11 protein-coding genes are annotated in these 18,516 nt (G+C 40.1%); 6 read left to right on the top strand and 5 right to left on the bottom strand.

Features of this window, described 5'->3' with window-relative positions; translation table 11 throughout:
- Nucleotides 1-21: 21 nt before the first annotated feature.
- From BV902_RS06535 to BV902_RS06550, 4 genes are all read left to right on the top strand, one after another.
- Nucleotides 22-1,341 carry a RagB/SusD family nutrient uptake outer membrane protein gene (locus tag BV902_RS06535; protein WP_075991238.1) on the top strand — a complete coding sequence of 440 codons (1,320 nt, stop codon included), beginning with the start codon at nucleotides 22-24 and terminating at the stop codon, nucleotides 1,339-1,341.
- A 73-nt stretch (nucleotides 1,342-1,414) separates the two neighbouring features.
- Nucleotides 1,415-2,140, top strand: coding sequence for a LytR/AlgR family response regulator transcription factor (locus BV902_RS06540; protein ID WP_075991239.1), 726 nt, complete (start codon nucleotides 1,415-1,417; stop codon nucleotides 2,138-2,140).
- A 230-nt stretch (nucleotides 2,141-2,370) separates the two neighbouring features.
- Nucleotides 2,371-5,481, top strand: a complete 3,111-nt coding sequence (locus BV902_RS06545; RefSeq protein ID WP_075991240.1) for a SusC/RagA family TonB-linked outer membrane protein — start codon at nucleotides 2,371-2,373, stop codon at nucleotides 5,479-5,481.
- A 36-nt stretch (nucleotides 5,482-5,517) separates the two neighbouring features.
- Nucleotides 5,518-7,002: a RagB/SusD family nutrient uptake outer membrane protein gene (locus BV902_RS06550; RefSeq protein WP_157625916.1), complete on the top strand. Its 1,485-nt coding sequence runs from the start codon at nucleotides 5,518-5,520 to the stop codon at nucleotides 7,000-7,002.
- A 340-nt stretch (nucleotides 7,003-7,342) separates the two neighbouring features.
- Here the strand turns inward: BV902_RS06550 and BV902_RS06555 are convergent, their stop codons facing one another.
- A complete protein-coding gene (locus BV902_RS06555; protein WP_075991242.1) occupies nucleotides 7,343-8,524 on the bottom strand; it encodes a PepSY-associated TM helix domain-containing protein in 1,182 nt (393 codons plus the stop codon).
- A 1-nt stretch (nucleotide 8,525) separates the two neighbouring features.
- Complete coding sequence (locus tag BV902_RS06560) at nucleotides 8,526-10,856, bottom strand: TonB-dependent receptor (RefSeq protein ID WP_075991243.1); 2,331 nt, start codon at nucleotides 10,854-10,856, stop codon at nucleotides 8,526-8,528.
- A gap of 289 nt (nucleotides 10,857-11,145) precedes the next feature.
- On the opposite strand from BV902_RS06560, the gene BV902_RS06565 reads away from it, so the two are divergent.
- Entirely contained in the window at nucleotides 11,146-12,021 is an 876-nt protein-coding gene (locus BV902_RS06565; protein ID WP_075994648.1) for a glycerophosphodiester phosphodiesterase family protein, read from the top strand.
- Nucleotides 12,022-12,031: 10 nt separating this feature from the next.
- Here the strand turns inward: BV902_RS06565 and BV902_RS06570 are convergent, their stop codons facing one another.
- The 3 genes from BV902_RS06570 to BV902_RS06580 all read right to left on the bottom strand — a co-directional run bounded on the left by BV902_RS06570 (nucleotide 12,032) and on the right by BV902_RS06580 (nucleotide 17,425).
- Nucleotides 12,032-12,457, bottom strand: a complete 426-nt coding sequence (locus BV902_RS06570; protein ID WP_075991244.1) for a tetratricopeptide repeat protein — start codon at nucleotides 12,455-12,457, stop codon at nucleotides 12,032-12,034.
- A 101-nt stretch (nucleotides 12,458-12,558) separates the two neighbouring features.
- Nucleotides 12,559-14,106: a SusD/RagB family nutrient-binding outer membrane lipoprotein gene (locus tag BV902_RS06575; protein ID WP_075991245.1), complete on the bottom strand. Its 1,548-nt coding sequence runs from the start codon at nucleotides 14,104-14,106 to the stop codon at nucleotides 12,559-12,561.
- A 136-nt stretch (nucleotides 14,107-14,242) separates the two neighbouring features.
- A complete protein-coding gene (locus BV902_RS06580; protein WP_083663497.1) occupies nucleotides 14,243-17,425 on the bottom strand; it encodes a SusC/RagA family TonB-linked outer membrane protein in 3,183 nt (1,060 codons plus the stop codon).
- A 620-nt stretch (nucleotides 17,426-18,045) separates the two neighbouring features.
- Here BV902_RS06580 and BV902_RS06585 point away from each other — a divergent pair.
- Nucleotides 18,046-18,468 (top strand): hypothetical protein, encoded by a 423-nt coding sequence (locus BV902_RS06585; RefSeq protein ID WP_237241996.1) that lies wholly within the window; start codon nucleotides 18,046-18,048, stop codon nucleotides 18,466-18,468.
- Nucleotides 18,469-18,516 lie beyond the last annotated feature (48 nt).

Below are 18,516 nucleotides of genomic sequence, written 5' to 3' on the forward strand. Positions count from 1 at the left end.
TTCTTTTAATTGATTTATAACATGAAAAAGATAGTTTATTTTGGAATGATCATGGCAGCCAGTGCATTGAATTCCTGCGATAAATATTTAGATATAAAACCGGTAGGGACGGTTATCCCTACTTCGGAAAGTGATTTTAGAGGTTTAATGACAAGCAGTTATGCAAACTTTCCTGCACATAAGTCCTATTTGTCCTTGCGGACAGATGAGCTATTGTTGGATGAAAGTTCGACTGATGCCGCTAGAACCAAAGATATTTATCTTTGGAACGATCAAAATCCTGATCCGACAACAATTGCTTATCCCTATCTGACATTTTATAGTAGTATTTTTTATACCAATCAGGTCATTAGTACAATCGATGAAAAGTTGGCTAGCAATGCAGCAGTGGACCAAATCAAAGGAGAAGCTTATCTGATGCGTGCTTATGCTCATTTTGAGTTATTAAATCTCTACAGCGAGGTCTATTCGGCGAGTAATGCAGGGCTTCGGGGCGTTCCTTTATCGACAAAGATTGACCTGGAACAACGTTTTGTACCTGCGACCATTGGAGAGTCTTATGCGCAGATCCTGGCTGATATGGGAAAAGGGACAGCTTTACTGACTGTGGATGATCAGGCAAAAGGTGTTAATTATCGCTTTAGCAAACGCGCTGCTTTTGCCATGGCCTCACGCGTTCATTTATATCGCGGTGAGTGGCAAGAAGCAATTGATGCCGCTAAAAAAGCTTTGGTTATAAATGACAAATTGGTTGATCTCAATGCTGCTGGAAGCCTACTTCCGAATGATTTTGAATCAGCGGAGATGATTATGGCTTTGGAAAAAGTATCTGTTCCTGGAGTACGTACAAGTTCCTTTATTTCACCGGCCTTGTTAGACAGTTATTCTGCAGGCGATTTGAGAAAAGGTCGTTACTTCCAAAAAAGTGGGGGCGATTATGTATCCCTCAAAGGTGGGGACAACCGTTTTAATGTGAGTTTTAGAAATGCTGATCTTTATTTGACGTTGGCCGAATGTTATGTTCGTCTGGGAAATACAGCAGAAGCATTAAAATATCTGTCTGCTTTAAAGAAAAACAGATTTACCGCAGATGCCTATGCCAAAGAAACTAAGGCTGACGCAGGTTTGTCAAAGGAGCAATTACTAGATGCGGTTCTGCTGGAACGCAAGCGTGAACTGGCGCTAGAGGGATTACGGTGGTATGATCTAAAACGGACGACAAGACCGGCGATCACACACAGTAGTTTCGGCAGAACGGTAACACTGCAGCAGAACGATCCTCGTTATGTGATACGTTATCCACAGGAAGCAATCAATAATAATCCCGATCTGTTGAAATAATCTATTTTTTTAAATCCTATATATATTAATCCATTTTCTTTTTAGGAAATGGATTTTTTATTACATTCAACCCATGGGATGGAAAATACTGATTGTCGAAGACGAAGACTGGGCTTTTGTAGGCTTAAAGGAGATGTTGACTGCGCGCTATGGAGAAAGTGAACTGACCTTTACCAATGCAAAAGAGGTTCAGGAAGCGGTGGTGACAATCAATAGAAATCAATTCGATCTGATTTTTATGGATATCCACCTGATGGATGGGCTGAGCTTTGAAATTTTTAAGCAGGTATCTATCGATGTGCCGCTTATTTTTACGACGGCTTACGAACAATATGCCTTGGAGGCCTTCCAAAATAGAGGGTATGCCTATTTGTTAAAACCTTTCGACAGCGACGAGTTGACTGAGGTCATGAAACGTATCGAACCGCTGCTACCTAAAGTAGAACCTCGGCTCAAACAGCGTTTTTTAGTGAAATATGGTAATTTTTTAAAGTCGCTGGCCATTGCTGATATTGCTTATTTTATGGCAGAAGACAAAGAGTTGTATGCTGTAGAAAAAGGATCTGGAATTGCATATATTATTGAAGATACCATCACTCATCTCGTTACACAGGTAGATCCAACAGTTTTTTTCCAGATCAATCGTAAATTTCTTGTTCGAATAGATGCGATTCAATCCATGTTAAAAATTAGTCGAAATAGAATCAAATTAGCGTTAATGCCCTCAACTCCAGCGGGAATTGTAGTCATTGTTAGTGAGGAACGATCTCCGAAGTTTCAAAAATGGCTTGATCAATAATAGTAAGTTAGCTTACTAAATGACTTTTATAAGCTTAGTTTTTAATTTTAAGTACTTTATTTATAGTGTTTTGTGTTTTAGCGAAACAAAATCTATTAATTCAATAGATTTTGTTATATATTTGCGTTCCAATAAAAACTACTTATTCAGTAGATTTTATTGGAATGCAAGGAGCCACTGTGTTTTTTGTATTTAATCACACTTAACTTATTTAGTAAAGCATTCTTACGATGTACGCAAAACTTAAATACATTCCTATTGCTGCGATAGCATTATCAGGTGTCAATATGAACAGGTTGTATGCTCAGCAGCGGGCTATACAAGGAAAAGTTGTTGATGCCAATACCGGTCACCTACTTCCTGGAGTAAATGTTCGCATTTCGGGGCAAAATCAAGGAACCTTAACGAATTCAAAAGGAGAGTTTACAATCAATGTCACAGGTGACGTATTACCTGTATTGGAGTTTTCTTTTGTAGGTTATGAATCTCAACAGCTAAAAGCAACAAGTACAAACTTAACATTGTCCTTGAAACCCTCCAGTACAGATCTGGAAGAAGTGGTGGTGGTGGCTTACGGTACTGCCAAACGTACAAACATAACGGGGTCGGTCAGTACGGTGAGCAGCAAAGCTATTGAAAATAGACAGGTATCAAATATTACGAAGGCCCTGGAGGGACAGGTACCGGGCTTACAGTCCGTAGCGTCCTCGGGACAGCCAGGTACTGAAGCAGCCATCCGTATTAGGGGTATCGGCTCCATTAATGCCTCCAGTTCACCTCTGATCGTGTTGGATGGTAGTCCTTATGCCGGGGATATTAACTCCATCAATCCGAATGACATTCAGTCTATCTCTGTTTTAAAAGATGCAGCATCAAGTGCACTTTACGGATCCAGAGGGGCGAATGGTGTGATTATTATTACTACTAAGTCTGGTGTGTCTTCCGACAACACCAAGATTAATCTCAATTTTACACAGGGCTATTCAACCCGTGCAGTTCGTGACTATGACCAGGTATCGACCGATGAATATTTTCAGCTCTATTGGGAAGCTTTGAGAAACAAAAACCTGTCAAATGGCCTTACAGCAGAGCAAGCGGCGTCCAACGCAAGTAAGACCGTATTGACAGATTTAAATATCAATCCGTATGGCAGTCAATACCCGCAGCCGGTCGGAGTAGATGGTAAGTTGGTTGCCGGAGCTAAGACACTATGGGATGATCCATGGACCGACGTATTGCAACGTACGGGAGTGCGTACACAAGCAGATCTAGGGTTTAGTGGTGGTAGTGCCAAAAGCACCTATTATATTTCGGGTGGTTATCTGAACGATCAGGGGATAGCGATTGAATCTGGATTTAAAAGGTACAACCTGCGCGCAAATCTTGACAGCAAAGTGAAATCCTGGTTAAATGTCGGTCTCAATATAGGTGGTAGCAGTACACAACAAAAATATCCGCAGTCTGAGGACAGCAATACGGCAAACATTATAAATTTTACGAGACTGGTGCCATCTTTTTATCCATACTATGAGCGCAATGCGGATGGTTCATTTGTGCTTGATGGAGCCGGAAATAAGATTTACGATTTTGGAGAATATCGTCCAAGTGGTGCAACACCACGTAATAATTTAGCTGCTTCTCTTCCTTTGGACAGAAATGATATCCGTCGGGAAAATCTATCTGCCCGGACTTATCTGGAAGTGTTGTTTTCCAAAAATTTAAAATTTAAGTCGACATATAATGTTGATTATATCAACGGGAATACACACGACTATACCAATCCTTTGTTGGGAGACGGTGTGAATACGGGCGGGTATGTTTATCGTTCAAATGTGCGTACCGTAGCGCAGACCTGGAACAATTTATTGACTTATGAGAAGCAGTTTGGCTTACATTACCTCAATGTATTGGCCGGTCAGGAATACTATGATTTTAATAGTAGCAATATCAACGGTAGCAGACAGCAATTTGTGCTCCCTTACTTTGATGAACCTGCTGCGGCATCACAACTCAATAACTTCACGGGATCAAGTGCTGGGTATAGGCTATTGAGTTTCTTGGGAAGAGCGGAGTATAATTATGATAACAAATATTATTTATCGACTTCGTTACGTACTGATGGTTCGTCGCGCTTTTCGCCAGCAAAACGTTGGGGAACATTCTGGTCTGTGGGTGGATCTTGGAAGCTGAAACAGGAAGAATTTTTGAAGGATAACACAACGATTGATCAGCTGACGGTAAGAGCAAGTTATGGTGGACAAGGAAACGATAATTTAGGTACCTATTATGCTTATAAAGGACTTTATACCATTGCAAATAGTTTGGGTAAAGGCGGAACGTATACCGGTAGGTTGGCTACACCAGATCTAAAATGGGAGTCGAACCTCAATTTGAACGTAGGTGTCGATGTATCTGCATTTGAAAACCGGGTTTCATTGAGTGTGGAGTACTTTAACCGTCGGAGTAAGGATTTGCTGTTCACCATGCCGATGGCTTATTCAACAGGCTATACGGGCTATGATGCAAATATTGGAGCGCTGAAAAATACCGGTATCGACGTGGATATTCGTACTGTCCCGGTTCGAAATGAAAATTTTAAATGGAATTTAGACGTCAATCTTTCGCATTACAAAAACAAGATTACAGCTTTGCCAAAAGATAACAAACCGATCATTACGGGGAATAAGCTTTTGCGTGTAGGCGGAAGTATCTATGATTTTTATCTGCCGGAATGGGCTGGAGTAAATCCAGATAACGGTCTGCCTCAATGGTATACCGCTGATAAGGACGGTAATAAAACAGGTGAAAAAACTTCGGAATACAGTAAGGCCGGTAATTTTATTGCCGGGACTTCATTGCCAGATCTTGTCGGTGGGATTCAAAACAGTTTCACTTACAAAAATTTTGATTTGTCTGCTTTGTTGAGTTTTAGTTTGGGTGGACAGATATTAGATAACGATTATATTCAGCTTATGCATAGCGGTAATAATCCGGGACGTGCTTGGTCCAAGGAGATCCTCGAGCGCTGGACGCCTGAGCATACGCAGACCGATGTGCCTAAATTGACAACAGATAACTTGAATTGGACTTCTTCGTCCACACGTTTTCTTTACAGTGGCACTTATGCACGCCTTAAAAATGTGAGTTTGGGCTATAGATTACCTTCGGATTTATTGAAGCGGATAGGTGTAGAAAAACTTCGTGTCTTTGCAACTGCCGAAAATCTATTGACATTTTATGGTCATCAAGGAATGGATCCAGAACAGACGGTGAATGGGGCGACCTATTTTCGCTATCCGGCAATGCGAACAATCTCTGGTGGTATTCAGCTTGTTTTTTAATGCCTTATTGTTAATCTGAGAATTTAAATGAAAATCATGAAACTAAAAATTATATATATCATATTGGCGCTCTCTCTAGTGAATGCATCATGTAAGGATGCGCTTGAGTTGGATCCGACCACTTCTGTGCCGGAAGGTGAAGTGTTTAAAAATACCGACAATGTTGCTACGGTGATCAATGGTACCTGGAGGTATTTAAATGATACCTATTTTACTTATGCCAATCCAGGTTATACGGCGGTAATGCGTACAAGTGATGCAATGGGAAGTGATGTTGCGGTGACGACCAAATATGGTTATCGCGATGCGTATGCATTTACCGAATTAACAAACAATCGTTCTAATCGCGTTAATTCTTTTTGGATAATGCTGTATAAAGTGATCGATAATATGAATAATGTGATCGCGAAAGTGGATGGAGCTGAGGGATCTGTCGAAACCAAGAATGTATTGAAGGGAAGAGCGAAAGCATTGCGCGCGTTTTCTTATCTAAACCTGGCGACTTTTTACCAGTTCAGTTATCTGAAAGATAAAAATGCCAAGTCTGTTCCGATCTATACCGAACCCAGTACATTGTCGACTGAAGGAAAATCAAGGTCAACACAGGAAGAAGTGTATGAACTTATCTTGAAAGATCTCAAAGACAGTGAAAGCTTGTTGGCTTCTGCTAGTAGAGCGGATAAATACGAAATCAATGCGGATGTCGTGTATGGTCTGCTTGCGAGAACCTATTTGCAGGTAGGCGAATGGAAGCTAGCCGCTGAATATGCTGAAAAAGCAGCTCAGAAGTATAATTTAATGACTCCGTCAGATTATCAGGCAGGTTTTAATGATCTTGGAAATAGCGAGTGGATTTGGGGACATCAGCAGACTAACGAGCAAAATGTGGCAAGTTATACATTTCATTATTTGGATGTGTCGTCAGCTGGATCTTATTACTATAGTTTTATGGCCGATCCTTATTTTAAAGATTTATTCGATACCAGTGATGTGCGTTACGCTTTATTTGAATGGGATAATTTACCTGGTCGGGAAGGTTTCCTACGGTATAAGAAGTTTAAGTTTAAGTCCAATTTAATTGGAGATATTGTATACATGCGTGCTTCTGAAATGGTTTTGATTGCGGCTGAAGGTTATGCAAGAGCTGGTGAAAACGATAAAGCGGTAGCAGCGCTGAATAAATTACGGACGGCTAGAAACGCTAAGCTGTTTTCAGGAAATGATAATGGACAATTAATTGCTGCCATTCTTGTTGAAAGACGCAAGGAACTTTGGGGTGAAGGATTTGCTTTGTCGGATATTCTTCGGACTCAGGGAAAGGTTGTGCGTAAATCCTATCTTGATGCTGAGGGAAAACCTATTCAAGTAGAAATTGTGGGTGCAGACGGTAAGCCTAAGCTGGTTAATGGTCAAGGGCACCGGGTTATTAAATTTCCTGATGGTTCTAATTTTGTAGAAAACAGTCCTTATTATTTGTTTGCTATACCATACGAAGAGACGGTGCGAAATCCGAATCTTTAGTATGTTAGTTGTTGGTTTGTTATTGAAGAGATCCGGTGCACTTCTGTGTATCGGATTTTCTTTTTTTCTCACGCGACTTTCTTTTTTGGCTGTGTGCTTTGCTTCCTTTTGTTGAAGAATGCTTCCTTTTTTTAGTGTTGCCCTGTTTGCGCGGCTTAGCGTTGGGATCTTCTCGTTTTAAAGACTGTCGTCTTTTTGTCTTGTATGTTGTTTTTTCAGATGGTGTATCGCATTCCTATAAATTGCACAAGAGATGGTGTCGGTAAATAGGGTAAGGGTTAGTTTTCCACATTATGTTAATAACGCTGTTGAAAACCTGTTTAAAAGAAAAATGCAGTTATTAACAGTACTTATTAACATTATGTTGATAACCTTTCTTTTTCTTCTTTTTGCTTTTGTTCATCCAGATGATATATCCTGTGATGGGCAAGGAAGCACAAAAGAGACTAGCTAGGCAAGCGATAATTTTTGTTGTGAGTCCACCGATGCCACCGGTATGAATATCATAGTTAAGTGCACCGAGCTTATCCCCATACTGCAATTCGTTGCTGGATTTGACTGCCGTAAGACTGCTGTCTTCTTTATTATAATAAAGCCAATCAAATACACCGCTTCGTTTTTCATGATGTCTCACCTGTATATCCATTGCTGTTTCGGTTTCTTTTTTTAGTCGGATCGACATCATTTCAGCATCCGGATAATTTGTCAAGGCATACCGCAGCGCATTGTCCTGAAATTTCTTTTCCACAGCGGGCAAGGGTATAGGGGAGCTGCGTGTGGAAGAAGCTGTTGGCGACTGCAATAAATTGAATGTTGCGATATAGGTCTTTTTGAAATCCGGAAAAGCAAAAGCGAGCCCCGTAATGGCAAAAATCAATCCGATAAATAAACTGTAAAATCCGATGACATTGTGGAGGTCGTGGTTCAGTCGTTTCCATTTTACTTTGGTATCTAACCAAAAACTGCGCTTGAGATTCTTGCTCTTCCATTTTTTTGGCCACCAAAGAACGATGCCACTGAGTAAGATAAGGATAAAAATGGCCGTTGACCAGGCGACGATAGGATGGCCATATTGCTTGCCCAAGAGGAGGTTTAGGTGAAGCTGAAGCACCAGTTGAAAGAATTCTGTTTTTGAATTTTCTACTTGCTGTACTTGACCAGTATATGGATTGATGAAAACGCGTTTGTAATAGCGGTAATAATTCCAATGGCCAAATGCTTTTTCGTCCGTTTTTATGGCACGAAATACCCAGGTACGATTCTTCGAAGGATAGAGATCAACCCGCGTGATTTTTTGATTTTTTTCGAGGCTTTTCTGTGCGCTGTAAAGAAGTGTACTTAATGGTAGTGGAGTTTTGGAGTGGTTGGTTGTATCGGAGATAAAATATTTTTCAGGATAAGCCCAGAGCTTGAGCTCATCCTGAAAGGTGTATATGCTGCCCGTCAGGCTTAGGATGAATACCACAACTCCGGTGATGATTCCGAGCCATTTATGCAACCAAAGAATGACAGTTTTAAACATATTAGAATTTGTAGTTGATGTTAAATGAGGCCAGCATACCTTGTCCTTTGACGTATTCTTCATTTAAGGCACGATATTGACTGACAACAGGGTAATAGTTTTTATTGAATAAGTTCTCTACCCCCATGCCGATAGACCATTGTTTGTTTACTTGGTAATTTCCATTTAAGTTAAATAGATCAACAGTCTTAACGGGGCCTTCGCTGTTTTTGTATACGCCTTTATCGTTTGGAAGAAAGCGATCCCGGGATCCGGTATGCACCCAAAAAAGCTGAAAGGTTAAGGGTTTGATCGGAGTATAGTAGATATATCCCGTTGCTTTATCTGGCGAGATACGTGAGCCATTGAGGTAGGATTTTGATCCATCGTCTTTTTTTGACTTTCCTTCCACATAGGCATAGGTTCCACCGATGGTCAATTGAGGCGAAATATTAGCGCTCAATGCAATTTCGTACCCATACACATCTTCTGGAAGGCGTTGTGGCATCAGGTAACCACCAATGTCCACCAGTTCAACGCCCATTTTGGAAGTACTGTAGTAATAAGATGCTGATAGCTGGAAAATGCTGTAATTGCTTGAGAATCCGATTTCGTAATTATTAGTGATAATAGGGTCGGTTTTTAGGCTATCTAAATCATTATCTGTTGCACGACGTACAATACGGCCGAGTTCATTGATTGCGAAACCTTGTGAGAAACTTACGAAGGGATTAAAGATCGCGAATTTGTTGTAACGCAAACCTGCATTGAAGGTCGCACCTTTGTAGGGGATATTACCTCCTTTTACGGCAATACTTCCTTCGTTGTTGGGCCCTGTAGCAATGGTATTGAAATCCTTTATTTTGACTGTTGCATTTTCATAACGTACACCGCCTTTAAAGATTAAGTTTTCTAGGAAATCAATTTTTACTTGGGCGTATGGAGCAACGTTTAACATGTTCATATAGGGAATATAGACCCTGCCGTCGGTCAGATTTTGATCTGTTACATCATTTAGTAAATCTACACCATAGGTGATATCTGCATTTGAACCCAATACCTGAAAAGGTGTGTTTAAGTTAACGCGTAAGCCTTTTTTCTCCGAATTGATCTGAGTTTGTCCTGGACCATACCAGGCAGAAGCTTTCTCAACATAACGGTTCATGGATCGAAATGTATTGTAGTATGCAGAAGCAGTTAAAGATGTCGACGCGAATAGATTACTTTTAGTATAGGTCAACATGGCATTGTGGTTATATGGAGTTCCAGCAGGTTTACCTGGATCTTCGCCTTTCACGCCTATCGTTGGCGTTTGACCATATACACCTGTTTGGCTGATGTATCTATTGTGTTGGTTACTTCTGTAGAAGTTGTATACTGCCGTAATATTGGAACTGCTATCGATACGGTACCCTGCTTTTAGAAATGCATTGTATTGATAGGTGTTCGAAAGACCGTCTGTCTGACCAAGGGGAACCCCGTCGCCATCGCGTTGCAGGCCAACGTAATCGGCGGATCCACTGACGGTATAATTCCATCTGTTTTTTTGTCCGTATAAAGTTTGTCCTATGCGATAGCCCATGGTGCCGGCGCTATGAACTGGATTGAAAGTAGTTCTAACACTTGTGATCCCTTGTATCGGAGCAGCGTCTTTCGATGGATTGCGTGTAATGTAGTTGATAATACCACCTGCGGAGCCATTTCCATAGATGGATGTGGCACCTTTGATAACCTCAACTCGCTCAATGACACTCGGGTCAATGGTCCGAAGATCACGTTGTCCATTCATCAAAGGCGTTGATTGTGGAATACCGTCGATCAAAACAAGCACAGATCTCCCACGAAGTGTTTGTCCGGAGTTTGTCGCTTTATTGGTCGATGTTCCAAGACCGGGAACAGTATTCCCTAAAATTGTTGAAAGATTGGTGCTGATTTGGCTTTGAGCCTCAATTTCTTTTGTGGTTAAGATCGTTACTGAAGAAGGGACAGTGGAGATGCTTTCCGGCTTACGTCCCGCTGTTACGATAATCTCATCTAACACTTGGGTAGAATTAAGCTGAACTGACAATGGACGTTGAACGGTATCTAAATTGACCATTTTTTCAACCGTTGAAAAGCCTGTATATGATACCCGCAATTGAATCGGATTATTCAAAGGTCTTTTGGCAAAAATGAATTGTCCAAGTTGATTAGAATAGCCGACGCTTTTTCCGTCAACTTTGATATTCGCTTGGCTTAATGGTTTATTGTCTCTGTCTTTTACGATAAGGGATAATTCTTGTGCATGTAGCTGAGTACTTAAAAGCAAAAGAATTCCACTGCTGAACATCATATATCGTGTTCTGTTTTTCATGGTAATTTATTTAGATCAAATATAAATTAATGCGCAAATATAGTTTATTTTATAGTTGTGCCAACAGCTATATGATATTTTTTTTTAATTTTTAGAGATGGTATACCGTGATTTTCAGGAGGATTTGATATTGCAGTAAAAGTTTGATTCCTTAAGCTTATGTTTATACGTGGATTGGTGGTTGATATGGACTGGATGTTTTGTTAACGATTTATTGATCTTGGTTGATTAATTTAGGATGTTATTTTTTGTGGCTCAAGCTTATATATTTGAACGTAATTATAAATTAATGAGTAGAACATTTTTCGCTTTTTTTCTTTTTGTTTCGTCGTATTCAGTAGTCGTCGGACAAAAAATCCATTCACTTGAGTTTGCTTCTCCAAAGGCGATGCGTGATTATTTTACCTATGCTAAAGATAAAAAAATTGTAAGTGGTCATCGGGGAACGATGGAGGCTGGACTTCCTGAAAATTCGATTGCGGCATTTGAAGCCGTATTACGAAAAACACCGGCTATTTTTGAAATCGATCCGCGTTACACCAAGGATAGTGTTGCTATTTTGATGCACGATGCGACATTGGATAGAACCACAAATGGAAAAGGAAAAGTATCTGACTATACCTGGGATGAACTGCGTAAGCTGAAATTAAAGGATCAGGCTGGAAATATTACCCGGTATGGTATTAACACACTTGATGAAGTCATTCAATGGGCAAAAGGTAAAACCATTCTGAACTTAGATAAGAAAGACTTGCCATTGGCGGCCACAGCAGCAATACTAAAAAAATACAATGCCTACAGTTGGGTATGGGTTACGGTACATAATACTGAACAGGCAGCGTTTTATTTGGCGCAGAATCCAGAACAGTATATGTCCATGCATATTAAAGATCAGGCTGCATTGGAAAAATTTAAATCTTCTGGATTATCCTACGACCGTATGATTGTCTATATTGGGCCAGAACTAAAGGATTCCAATCAGGCGATGTACCAATTCTTCAACAACAAAGGTGTGATGTGCATGATTTCAGCGGCGTCTACCTACGATAAGTTGAAGACAAAGGCAGAACGCGCCGAAAAGTATAGGGCCATATTTGCGGAAGGAGCCTCCATTCTTGAGTCGGATCTCCCTATGGAAGTTGGTGAAGTAATCGATTCGTTTTAACGGATTATGATCAATCCAAATTGATATTGTCATCTAAAAATTTAAGATACTTAGGCGATTCATCTTCGAAAATGTCTCTTCCTTCCATCATATAGGCGCGGAGAAGATATTCCTGGGCAGACTCGCTATTGTTGTCTTCCAAATAGCACTGTCCTAAGCGTAGCATGATAAAAGGGTTTTCGTAGGCATTTTCGATAATGTTCTGTTTTGCCTTTTCAAAATGGGAAAGGGCATTGTCAAAATCGTCCAGTAAGAAAAAGGCATCTCCTATGGAAGCTTCGAGCCAAAGACTTTCCGCATGAACATGTTGTGGACTAGGGACTAGATCAAGTGCTTCGGTCCACACCCGGATCGCCGCCTGATAGTTGCCTTCATCACATTGGATGTTTCCTTCTTCGCTAAGTTGGTCTATTCTGTCTAATGTTTGATCGTCCATAACATTTTATTCTTTAGAGTGCTATACGAAGATAAGAAATATAATAATAAAAAACACCTGAAGCCTAAGCCTCAGGTGTGAGCTGATTGAAATACCTATGTTTATTTATTCCACCATAATTTGGTGCTTATCACATCATCTCCTTGCCGTGAAAGTGCACTTTGATAATTCGTCTTATTGGTACTTTGTTCTTTTAATGGATATACCAAACGGCTTGGGATTGTGTTGCCTACCTCAGGAGTGAACGTATATGTAACAGGTTTGCCTTCTACTGTTCCGGTCCATGTAATATCACCTTTCTTGATTAGGAATAACGGATACCCTGTTCTTCTGATTTCGGACCAAGATTCGATACTTTGGTTGAAAAGTGCTAGGTACTTTTGAGAAAGCACATTTTCCTTATTCGCAGCAGGAAGTTTACTCAGATAGGTTGCTGCCTCATCAGAAGGTACAGACCATTTTTCAAGAGATGCCCGAACCCCCTTTTCGTAATTAGATTGATCCCAGTTGTTGTTTTCAGCTAAAATGAAAGCAACTTCCGCATATTCTACAAGTACTTCCCCGTAATCTGCAGCATTGATAATGTCACTCGGTAGTGATATTTTGTCTACAGGAAATAGATTGCCCGCTGCTAGAGGGAGACCATAGGGTTGGCCGTAGTAAACATTTCCTGAGCTTGTCTGTTTAGCAAATTTTGACAGACGTGGATCTGCAATTTTAAAGGGGCCACGACTGCCCTGTAAAGTTTCAATAATCACATTAGAAATTGCAAAGTCTTTTCGATTGGCAGTTACCGTTGCTCTAAACAATGGTGCTTCATTTGGTGATGTTTTGGAGTATTTAAATACCGCATTATCATTGTTGGAGGTGAATACACCTTTTTTGATGGCATCGGCGATATGTGTCGTTGCCAAAGCTGCATCTTTGCCTTTTATCCGATTCGCAACACGTAGACGTAACGAATTGGCGAATTTTGCCCAGCTACTATTTGATCCTTTATAAATAATATCAGCTGTTCCGAAAGTCGTGGCTGTTGGATACTTTGCTAATGTATCAGCTGCCTGCTGTAATTCATTGAGAATGTCTTTGTAGATTTTCTCTTGACTTGCATATTTTGGCGTTAGGTTATCCGGATCCTGCTGTAGCGCTTCAAAATCTGCATCTTTATTGCCATAGGATTCATAGGGGATATCACCAAAAACATCTGTTAGCGATTGGAAAGCGTAGGCTTTAAGTATTCTTGCTATCGCAATCTGATTGGTATTTGTACCAGCTGTTCCCGCTGCGGCAATCGCTTTAGTGGTTTCATTGGTATTAAGCTTAATAATTTCATTTAAATTATTAAGCGATTTATAGGTCGCAGTCCAATAGTTGTCTGAATAGCTTGTTGGTATTTGATAACGAGATTGGTCCGTATAAATGTTCTGACTGAAATACTGTGCAAATAATTGAGCACCTCGTAGGCTTACTTCTTCACTTCGTAATGCATTGACTAGCTGTTTTTCGGCGGTCACTAGAATCGTTGGCGTTGTAACAGAAGCAGGTCGATTTGGGTCTGTATTGATATCGCTAAATGTGGATTTGGAGCACGAAGTAGCAATAAGCGACAGGCCGATGAATGAAGTATGTAGTATGTTTGATATTTTCATCTGTGTATATTTATTTAATAAGTGCTTGTTCTGATTATCGATGAATCTGTTGCACTTGGTGTATCTTTAAAAGCTGATGAACGATCAGATTTATCCGGTCTAACATTATGGAGTAAATCTTGATGAGTTTCATCTTCTAGAATTTAAGATTAACATTAAAACCATAAGTAACTGGAAGAGGTATATTTCCACCTTCAATACCCTGCACATTTCCACCACTGGATGTGAACTCTGGATCAATATACTTACTCTTGGTATAAATGTTCCAAAGATTACGTCCGTATACATTCACGCCAATGTTTTTGATAATTTTGGGATTAGTCAATTTGAAATTGTAACCCAGAGTAACTTCCCTTAATTTAACATATGTTGCATCGAAGATTGAAAATGTTGTTGGACCATTATATTCATTGCGCGCCCATTGTTGTGCAGTAATATTAGTGGTATTCTGTTGGATGTTACTCACATCGTACGAACCATCACTATGGAATGCAACATCTCCCTTAACTCCATCCAGGACGACACCCGTTTCACGAATATTATTTGCAGCTGTCTTATCCAAAATACCAGAATACATACCAACTTTATAGGTTTGTGAGAAGAATTTTCCACCCACTCGACCCGAGACTAAAAAGCCTAGACTAAAGGTTTTGTAACGGAAGGTATTTTGGATACCGAAGGTAAAATCGGGCAGTACTGACCCTAAAGGAACCAACTGTGATGTTTTCATGTAGGTGCCATCTGCCTGGACAACGCGTTGTCCGTCCGGAGCATAGACAAAGTCGTAACCCAAAAATTGGCCATAGGATTCTCCTTCACGCGCAACGAGCTCGACCAAGGAATTGCTTAAGCTCAAAGTGTTGACCTGATCATCCAATTTAATGACTTTGTTTTTATTCTTAGCCCAGTTGATTGTCGCATCCCAAGTGAAATTTTCGTGTTTGATAGGGGTACCATTTAAGACGACTTCAATTCCTTTGTTATTGATTTTTCCAGCATTGAATACTTTTCCGGCATACCCGAATGATGAAGAAACAGGGACTGGCAGGATTTGATTCCTCGAATTGTTGTTGTAATAGGTTATATCAAATCCTAGTCGATTTTTGAATAGTTGTAGATTTAGGCCTGTCTCCCAAGAGCTGGTAATTTCAGGTTTTAGATTAGCATTTGGTTTAGTGCTTGGAAGCCCATAGGACGCTTGTCCGTCAAAGGATTGCTCGGGTTCGTAGACTTTATACAATTGATAAGGATCTGTATCATTTCCGACTTGAGCCCATCCCAAGCGGATTTTACCAAAACTAAGCCAATCCAATTTTTTAAATGCTTCCAGTTGGCTAAAAACAAAACTACCTGTTAGGGACGGATATATAAATGAATTGTTGTTGGTCGGCAATGTAGATGACCAGTCATTACGTACCGTTCCATCTAAATACAGAAAATCGTTGTATCCCAAAGAGAAGCTACCATAGATTGATGCAATGCGTCTATGGTATCGGAAGTTGTCAATTTTAACTGCATTGGCATTTTTTAGATTGTAGTAATTAGGAATAATCAAACCGCCCTGTGTAATCGCATAGTCTTGCTTTCGCTGTTGGTCACGAAGATTGGCGCCTATGTTCCCGATAAGGGAGAATTTATCCCAGTTTTTCTTGGCGGTAGCCAAAAACTCGTAGTTGTATTCATTTAGTTTATTGTTGGCTTCCTCGTATTGAGAAGTGCTTCGTGAATAAACCGCAATTCGATCTTGGGACTGGAATGAATAAATATCTCCATGTACTTTAGCCCCTAAAGTTAGCCAATTGTTTAAGTCATATTGTAAACCGATATTACCGTAGAAACGATCTCTATTGTCCTCCATGTACGACTCATAGGCGGACCAATAGGGATTATCAATAAAACGGGTCGCCTCGGCGGCAGGCGTATTTTGCCATCCCGTTCGGTTCCAGGCTAACGGAGTTCCGTCTTCACGTTTGTAGTTTTCCAATATTTTGTAATCGACTTGTACAGCTCCCCATTGGAATGCTTCAAGGATAATATTTCTATTGGAAGCACCAGTCCATGGACGGCCTACTGATGCATTACGGATATAGTTAAAATTCGAATTAATCTTCAGTTTACCTAATTGTGTACCCCCAGAGAAGTTAAAGGTATTACGGCCCAAACTGGAGTTGGGTGTTGTTCCTGTTACATTTTTATTCGTGTAGGAAAAGCGATAATTTGTATTTCCGCTATTGCCAGCTATGGCAAAATTGTTGGTGTTGGATACACCTGTCCGAAAGAAATAACTAACATCATTTTTGGGATAAATCCACGGAGACGGATTTAAATAGTTGGCCTCATCTTCAGGGTTCAGATTATACCATTGAAGTACTGGCGTGCCGTCGAGTTTTGGTCCCCAGCTTTCATCTGCGGCATAATCGACTATTTTGTAGTCTGTTCCATTGATATTTTGGGTCTGGAAGCTTGTAGAATACCCTTGACCATAGAGATGTTGTCTTTTGGGTAATCGAACAATATTTTCAAAATCAACTCCGGTATTTAAGGAAATATCTACTTTTTCACCCTTTGATGCACGTTTGGTCGTAATCAGTATAACCCCATTGGCTGCCCTAGAACCATAAAGAGCAGCAGCAGATGGCCCTTTTAATACCGAAATGTTGTCAATATCATCGGGGTTGATATCTTGTATCATGTTACCAACATCTTTACCGGCACTTCCGTTGATAGTAGAAGAAGAGTTTAAATCGGTATTATCAATAGGCGTACCATCAATGACATATAGAGGTTGATTGTTTCCCGCGATTGAGTTAATACCTCTAAGCAAAACATGGGAAGATCCACCCATGTTTCCGCCTGAGGTCGTTACTTGAAGTCCTGCAACTTTTCCAGACAACGCACTGAGGGCATTGGTAGGCCGCGTTTGAAGTTCAACAGATTTGACCTCCTGTACGGCATAACCCAGTGATTTTTTCTCACGTGAAATACCTAAGGCCGTCACAACAACTTCGTCCAGTTGAGAAGTCGTTGGCAGAAGTTGAACCGTGGTGAAACCTGTAGTATTGGTTTGAACAGTCTTAGTTTCAAAGCCAATATATTGAATGCTGATGTTAAGTGAGCTTCCGGTCGAAGGGAACTCAAATAGTCCATTTACATCTGTTTGAACCTGTTTTTTACTGTTTGTTTCGGTAACTGTAGCTCCTTGAATAGGATTATTATTGTTGTCGACTACCTTTCCTTTTATAGTGGTTTGTGCGTATAGTGCGCTAGTACTAAGACAAAGCGCGGCCATTACGACAAAATTTATGTTGTTTTTTGCCATACTAATTATAATAGTGAGTTTATTGTTTGAGTTGGGTTATAGGAGATATTTGAAATTTACCTGTAAAAACATCCCCTTAGGACATTCGTTTTTTAAGGATATTATCTGTATGCTGTTTCATGTGTTAAAAAATGTTAATGCAAATATATAAAATCTACCTGATAACTATACTTTGTTTTTTTTGTTTTTTGTAATTTTTGAGTCAGAATGATAAGATACGGTCTTTATAGGTGAGGAGTAGCTGGGGCAGCAAGTTTTTTTTTCTTTTCGGAATACCTTCTTGTTTTCTTTGCAATATGTTGCCTGTCAGAATATTGATTGGTAGGTGCGAATCGTAAACGACAACGCACGGATTGTAAATCCTTGTATTTTCGAATAAGAAAGGGCAATGTTCTTGTGTTTCCATGATAGTGAATTAAAACGTTAACACGATGATTCTTGTTGGCACAAGAACAAAAGTTTTAGCTAATAAATCGCAATCGGCAATCGGCAACTGCGATTATTGTGGAACAGTTCAATCCCTTTTTGCCTACAGGCAAATTAAATATTTCCATGTTTTTTGGATACCCGTTTTTCTCTATAGTTCGGAGGTCATTACCATTTGTAATCATTGCAAAAAGTTGAGTTACCAACGTGAAATCAACCCACAAACACTTCAGGCCATATCTTCGGGAGCTATCCGTAAAACACCTTTTGGATATTTTGCGGGCTTAGTTCTGATTGGGCTTTTTGTATCTGCTATTGTTATAGCAGGAATTTACGGTGCAAAAAAGAAGGAGAAATACCTGAAAGATCCAAAGGTGGGTGATGTGTATGAGGTTTCCTATACAAAAGATGGAAAAACGATGCGTACGCTTTATCGTATCGCCAATTTAACGACCGACTCTGTTACCTTTGACCTAAACGATTATGAAGCAGATAGCCGAAAGGATCTACGCAAATTGCGGGAGCAACATGCAGATAGCTATTCTGAAAAGCAACGTTTATCGCGTGCTGAACTTGAAGAAATGAAAAGTAAGATATCGAATATTGAAAGATTGTAATGATCATTTTTATTGTTGTTATAAGCAAGGTTCAGCTTTTTACCAGAT

This window comes from Sphingobacterium sp. B29, from assembly GCF_001952815.1.
Taxonomy (GTDB): Bacteria; Bacteroidota; Bacteroidia; order Sphingobacteriales; family Sphingobacteriaceae; genus Sphingobacterium; species Sphingobacterium siyangense.

Excerpts from the sequence above, each read along its gene's own strand:
- BV902_RS06540 (WP_075991239.1), top strand. The coding sequence starts at position 1,415 with ATGGGATGGAAAATACTGATTGTCGAAGACGAAGACTGGGCTTTTGTA.
- BV902_RS06550 (WP_157625916.1), top strand. The coding sequence starts at position 5,518 with ATGAAACTAAAAATTATATATATCATATTGGCGCTCTCTCTAGTGAAT.
- BV902_RS06570 (WP_075991244.1), bottom strand. The coding sequence starts at position 12,457 with ATGGACGATCAAACATTAGACAGAATAGACCAACTTAGCGAAGAAGGA.
- BV902_RS06575 (WP_075991245.1), bottom strand. The coding sequence starts at position 14,106 with ATGAAAATATCAAACATACTACATACTTCATTCATCGGCCTGTCGCTT.
- BV902_RS06535 (WP_075991238.1), top strand. The coding sequence starts at position 22 with ATGAAAAAGATAGTTTATTTTGGAATGATCATGGCAGCCAGTGCATTG.
- BV902_RS06555 (WP_075991242.1), bottom strand. The coding sequence starts at position 8,524 with ATGTTTAAAACTGTCATTCTTTGGTTGCATAAATGGCTCGGAATCATC.
- BV902_RS06560 (WP_075991243.1), bottom strand. The coding sequence starts at position 10,856 with ATGAAAAACAGAACACGATATATGATGTTCAGCAGTGGAATTCTTTTG.
- BV902_RS06545 (WP_075991240.1), top strand. The coding sequence starts at position 2,371 with ATGTACGCAAAACTTAAATACATTCCTATTGCTGCGATAGCATTATCA.
- BV902_RS06565 (WP_075994648.1), top strand. The coding sequence starts at position 11,146 with ATGAGTAGAACATTTTTCGCTTTTTTTCTTTTTGTTTCGTCGTATTCA.
- BV902_RS06580 (WP_083663497.1), bottom strand. The coding sequence starts at position 17,425 with ATGGCAAAAAACAACATAAATTTTGTCGTAATGGCCGCGCTTTGTCTT.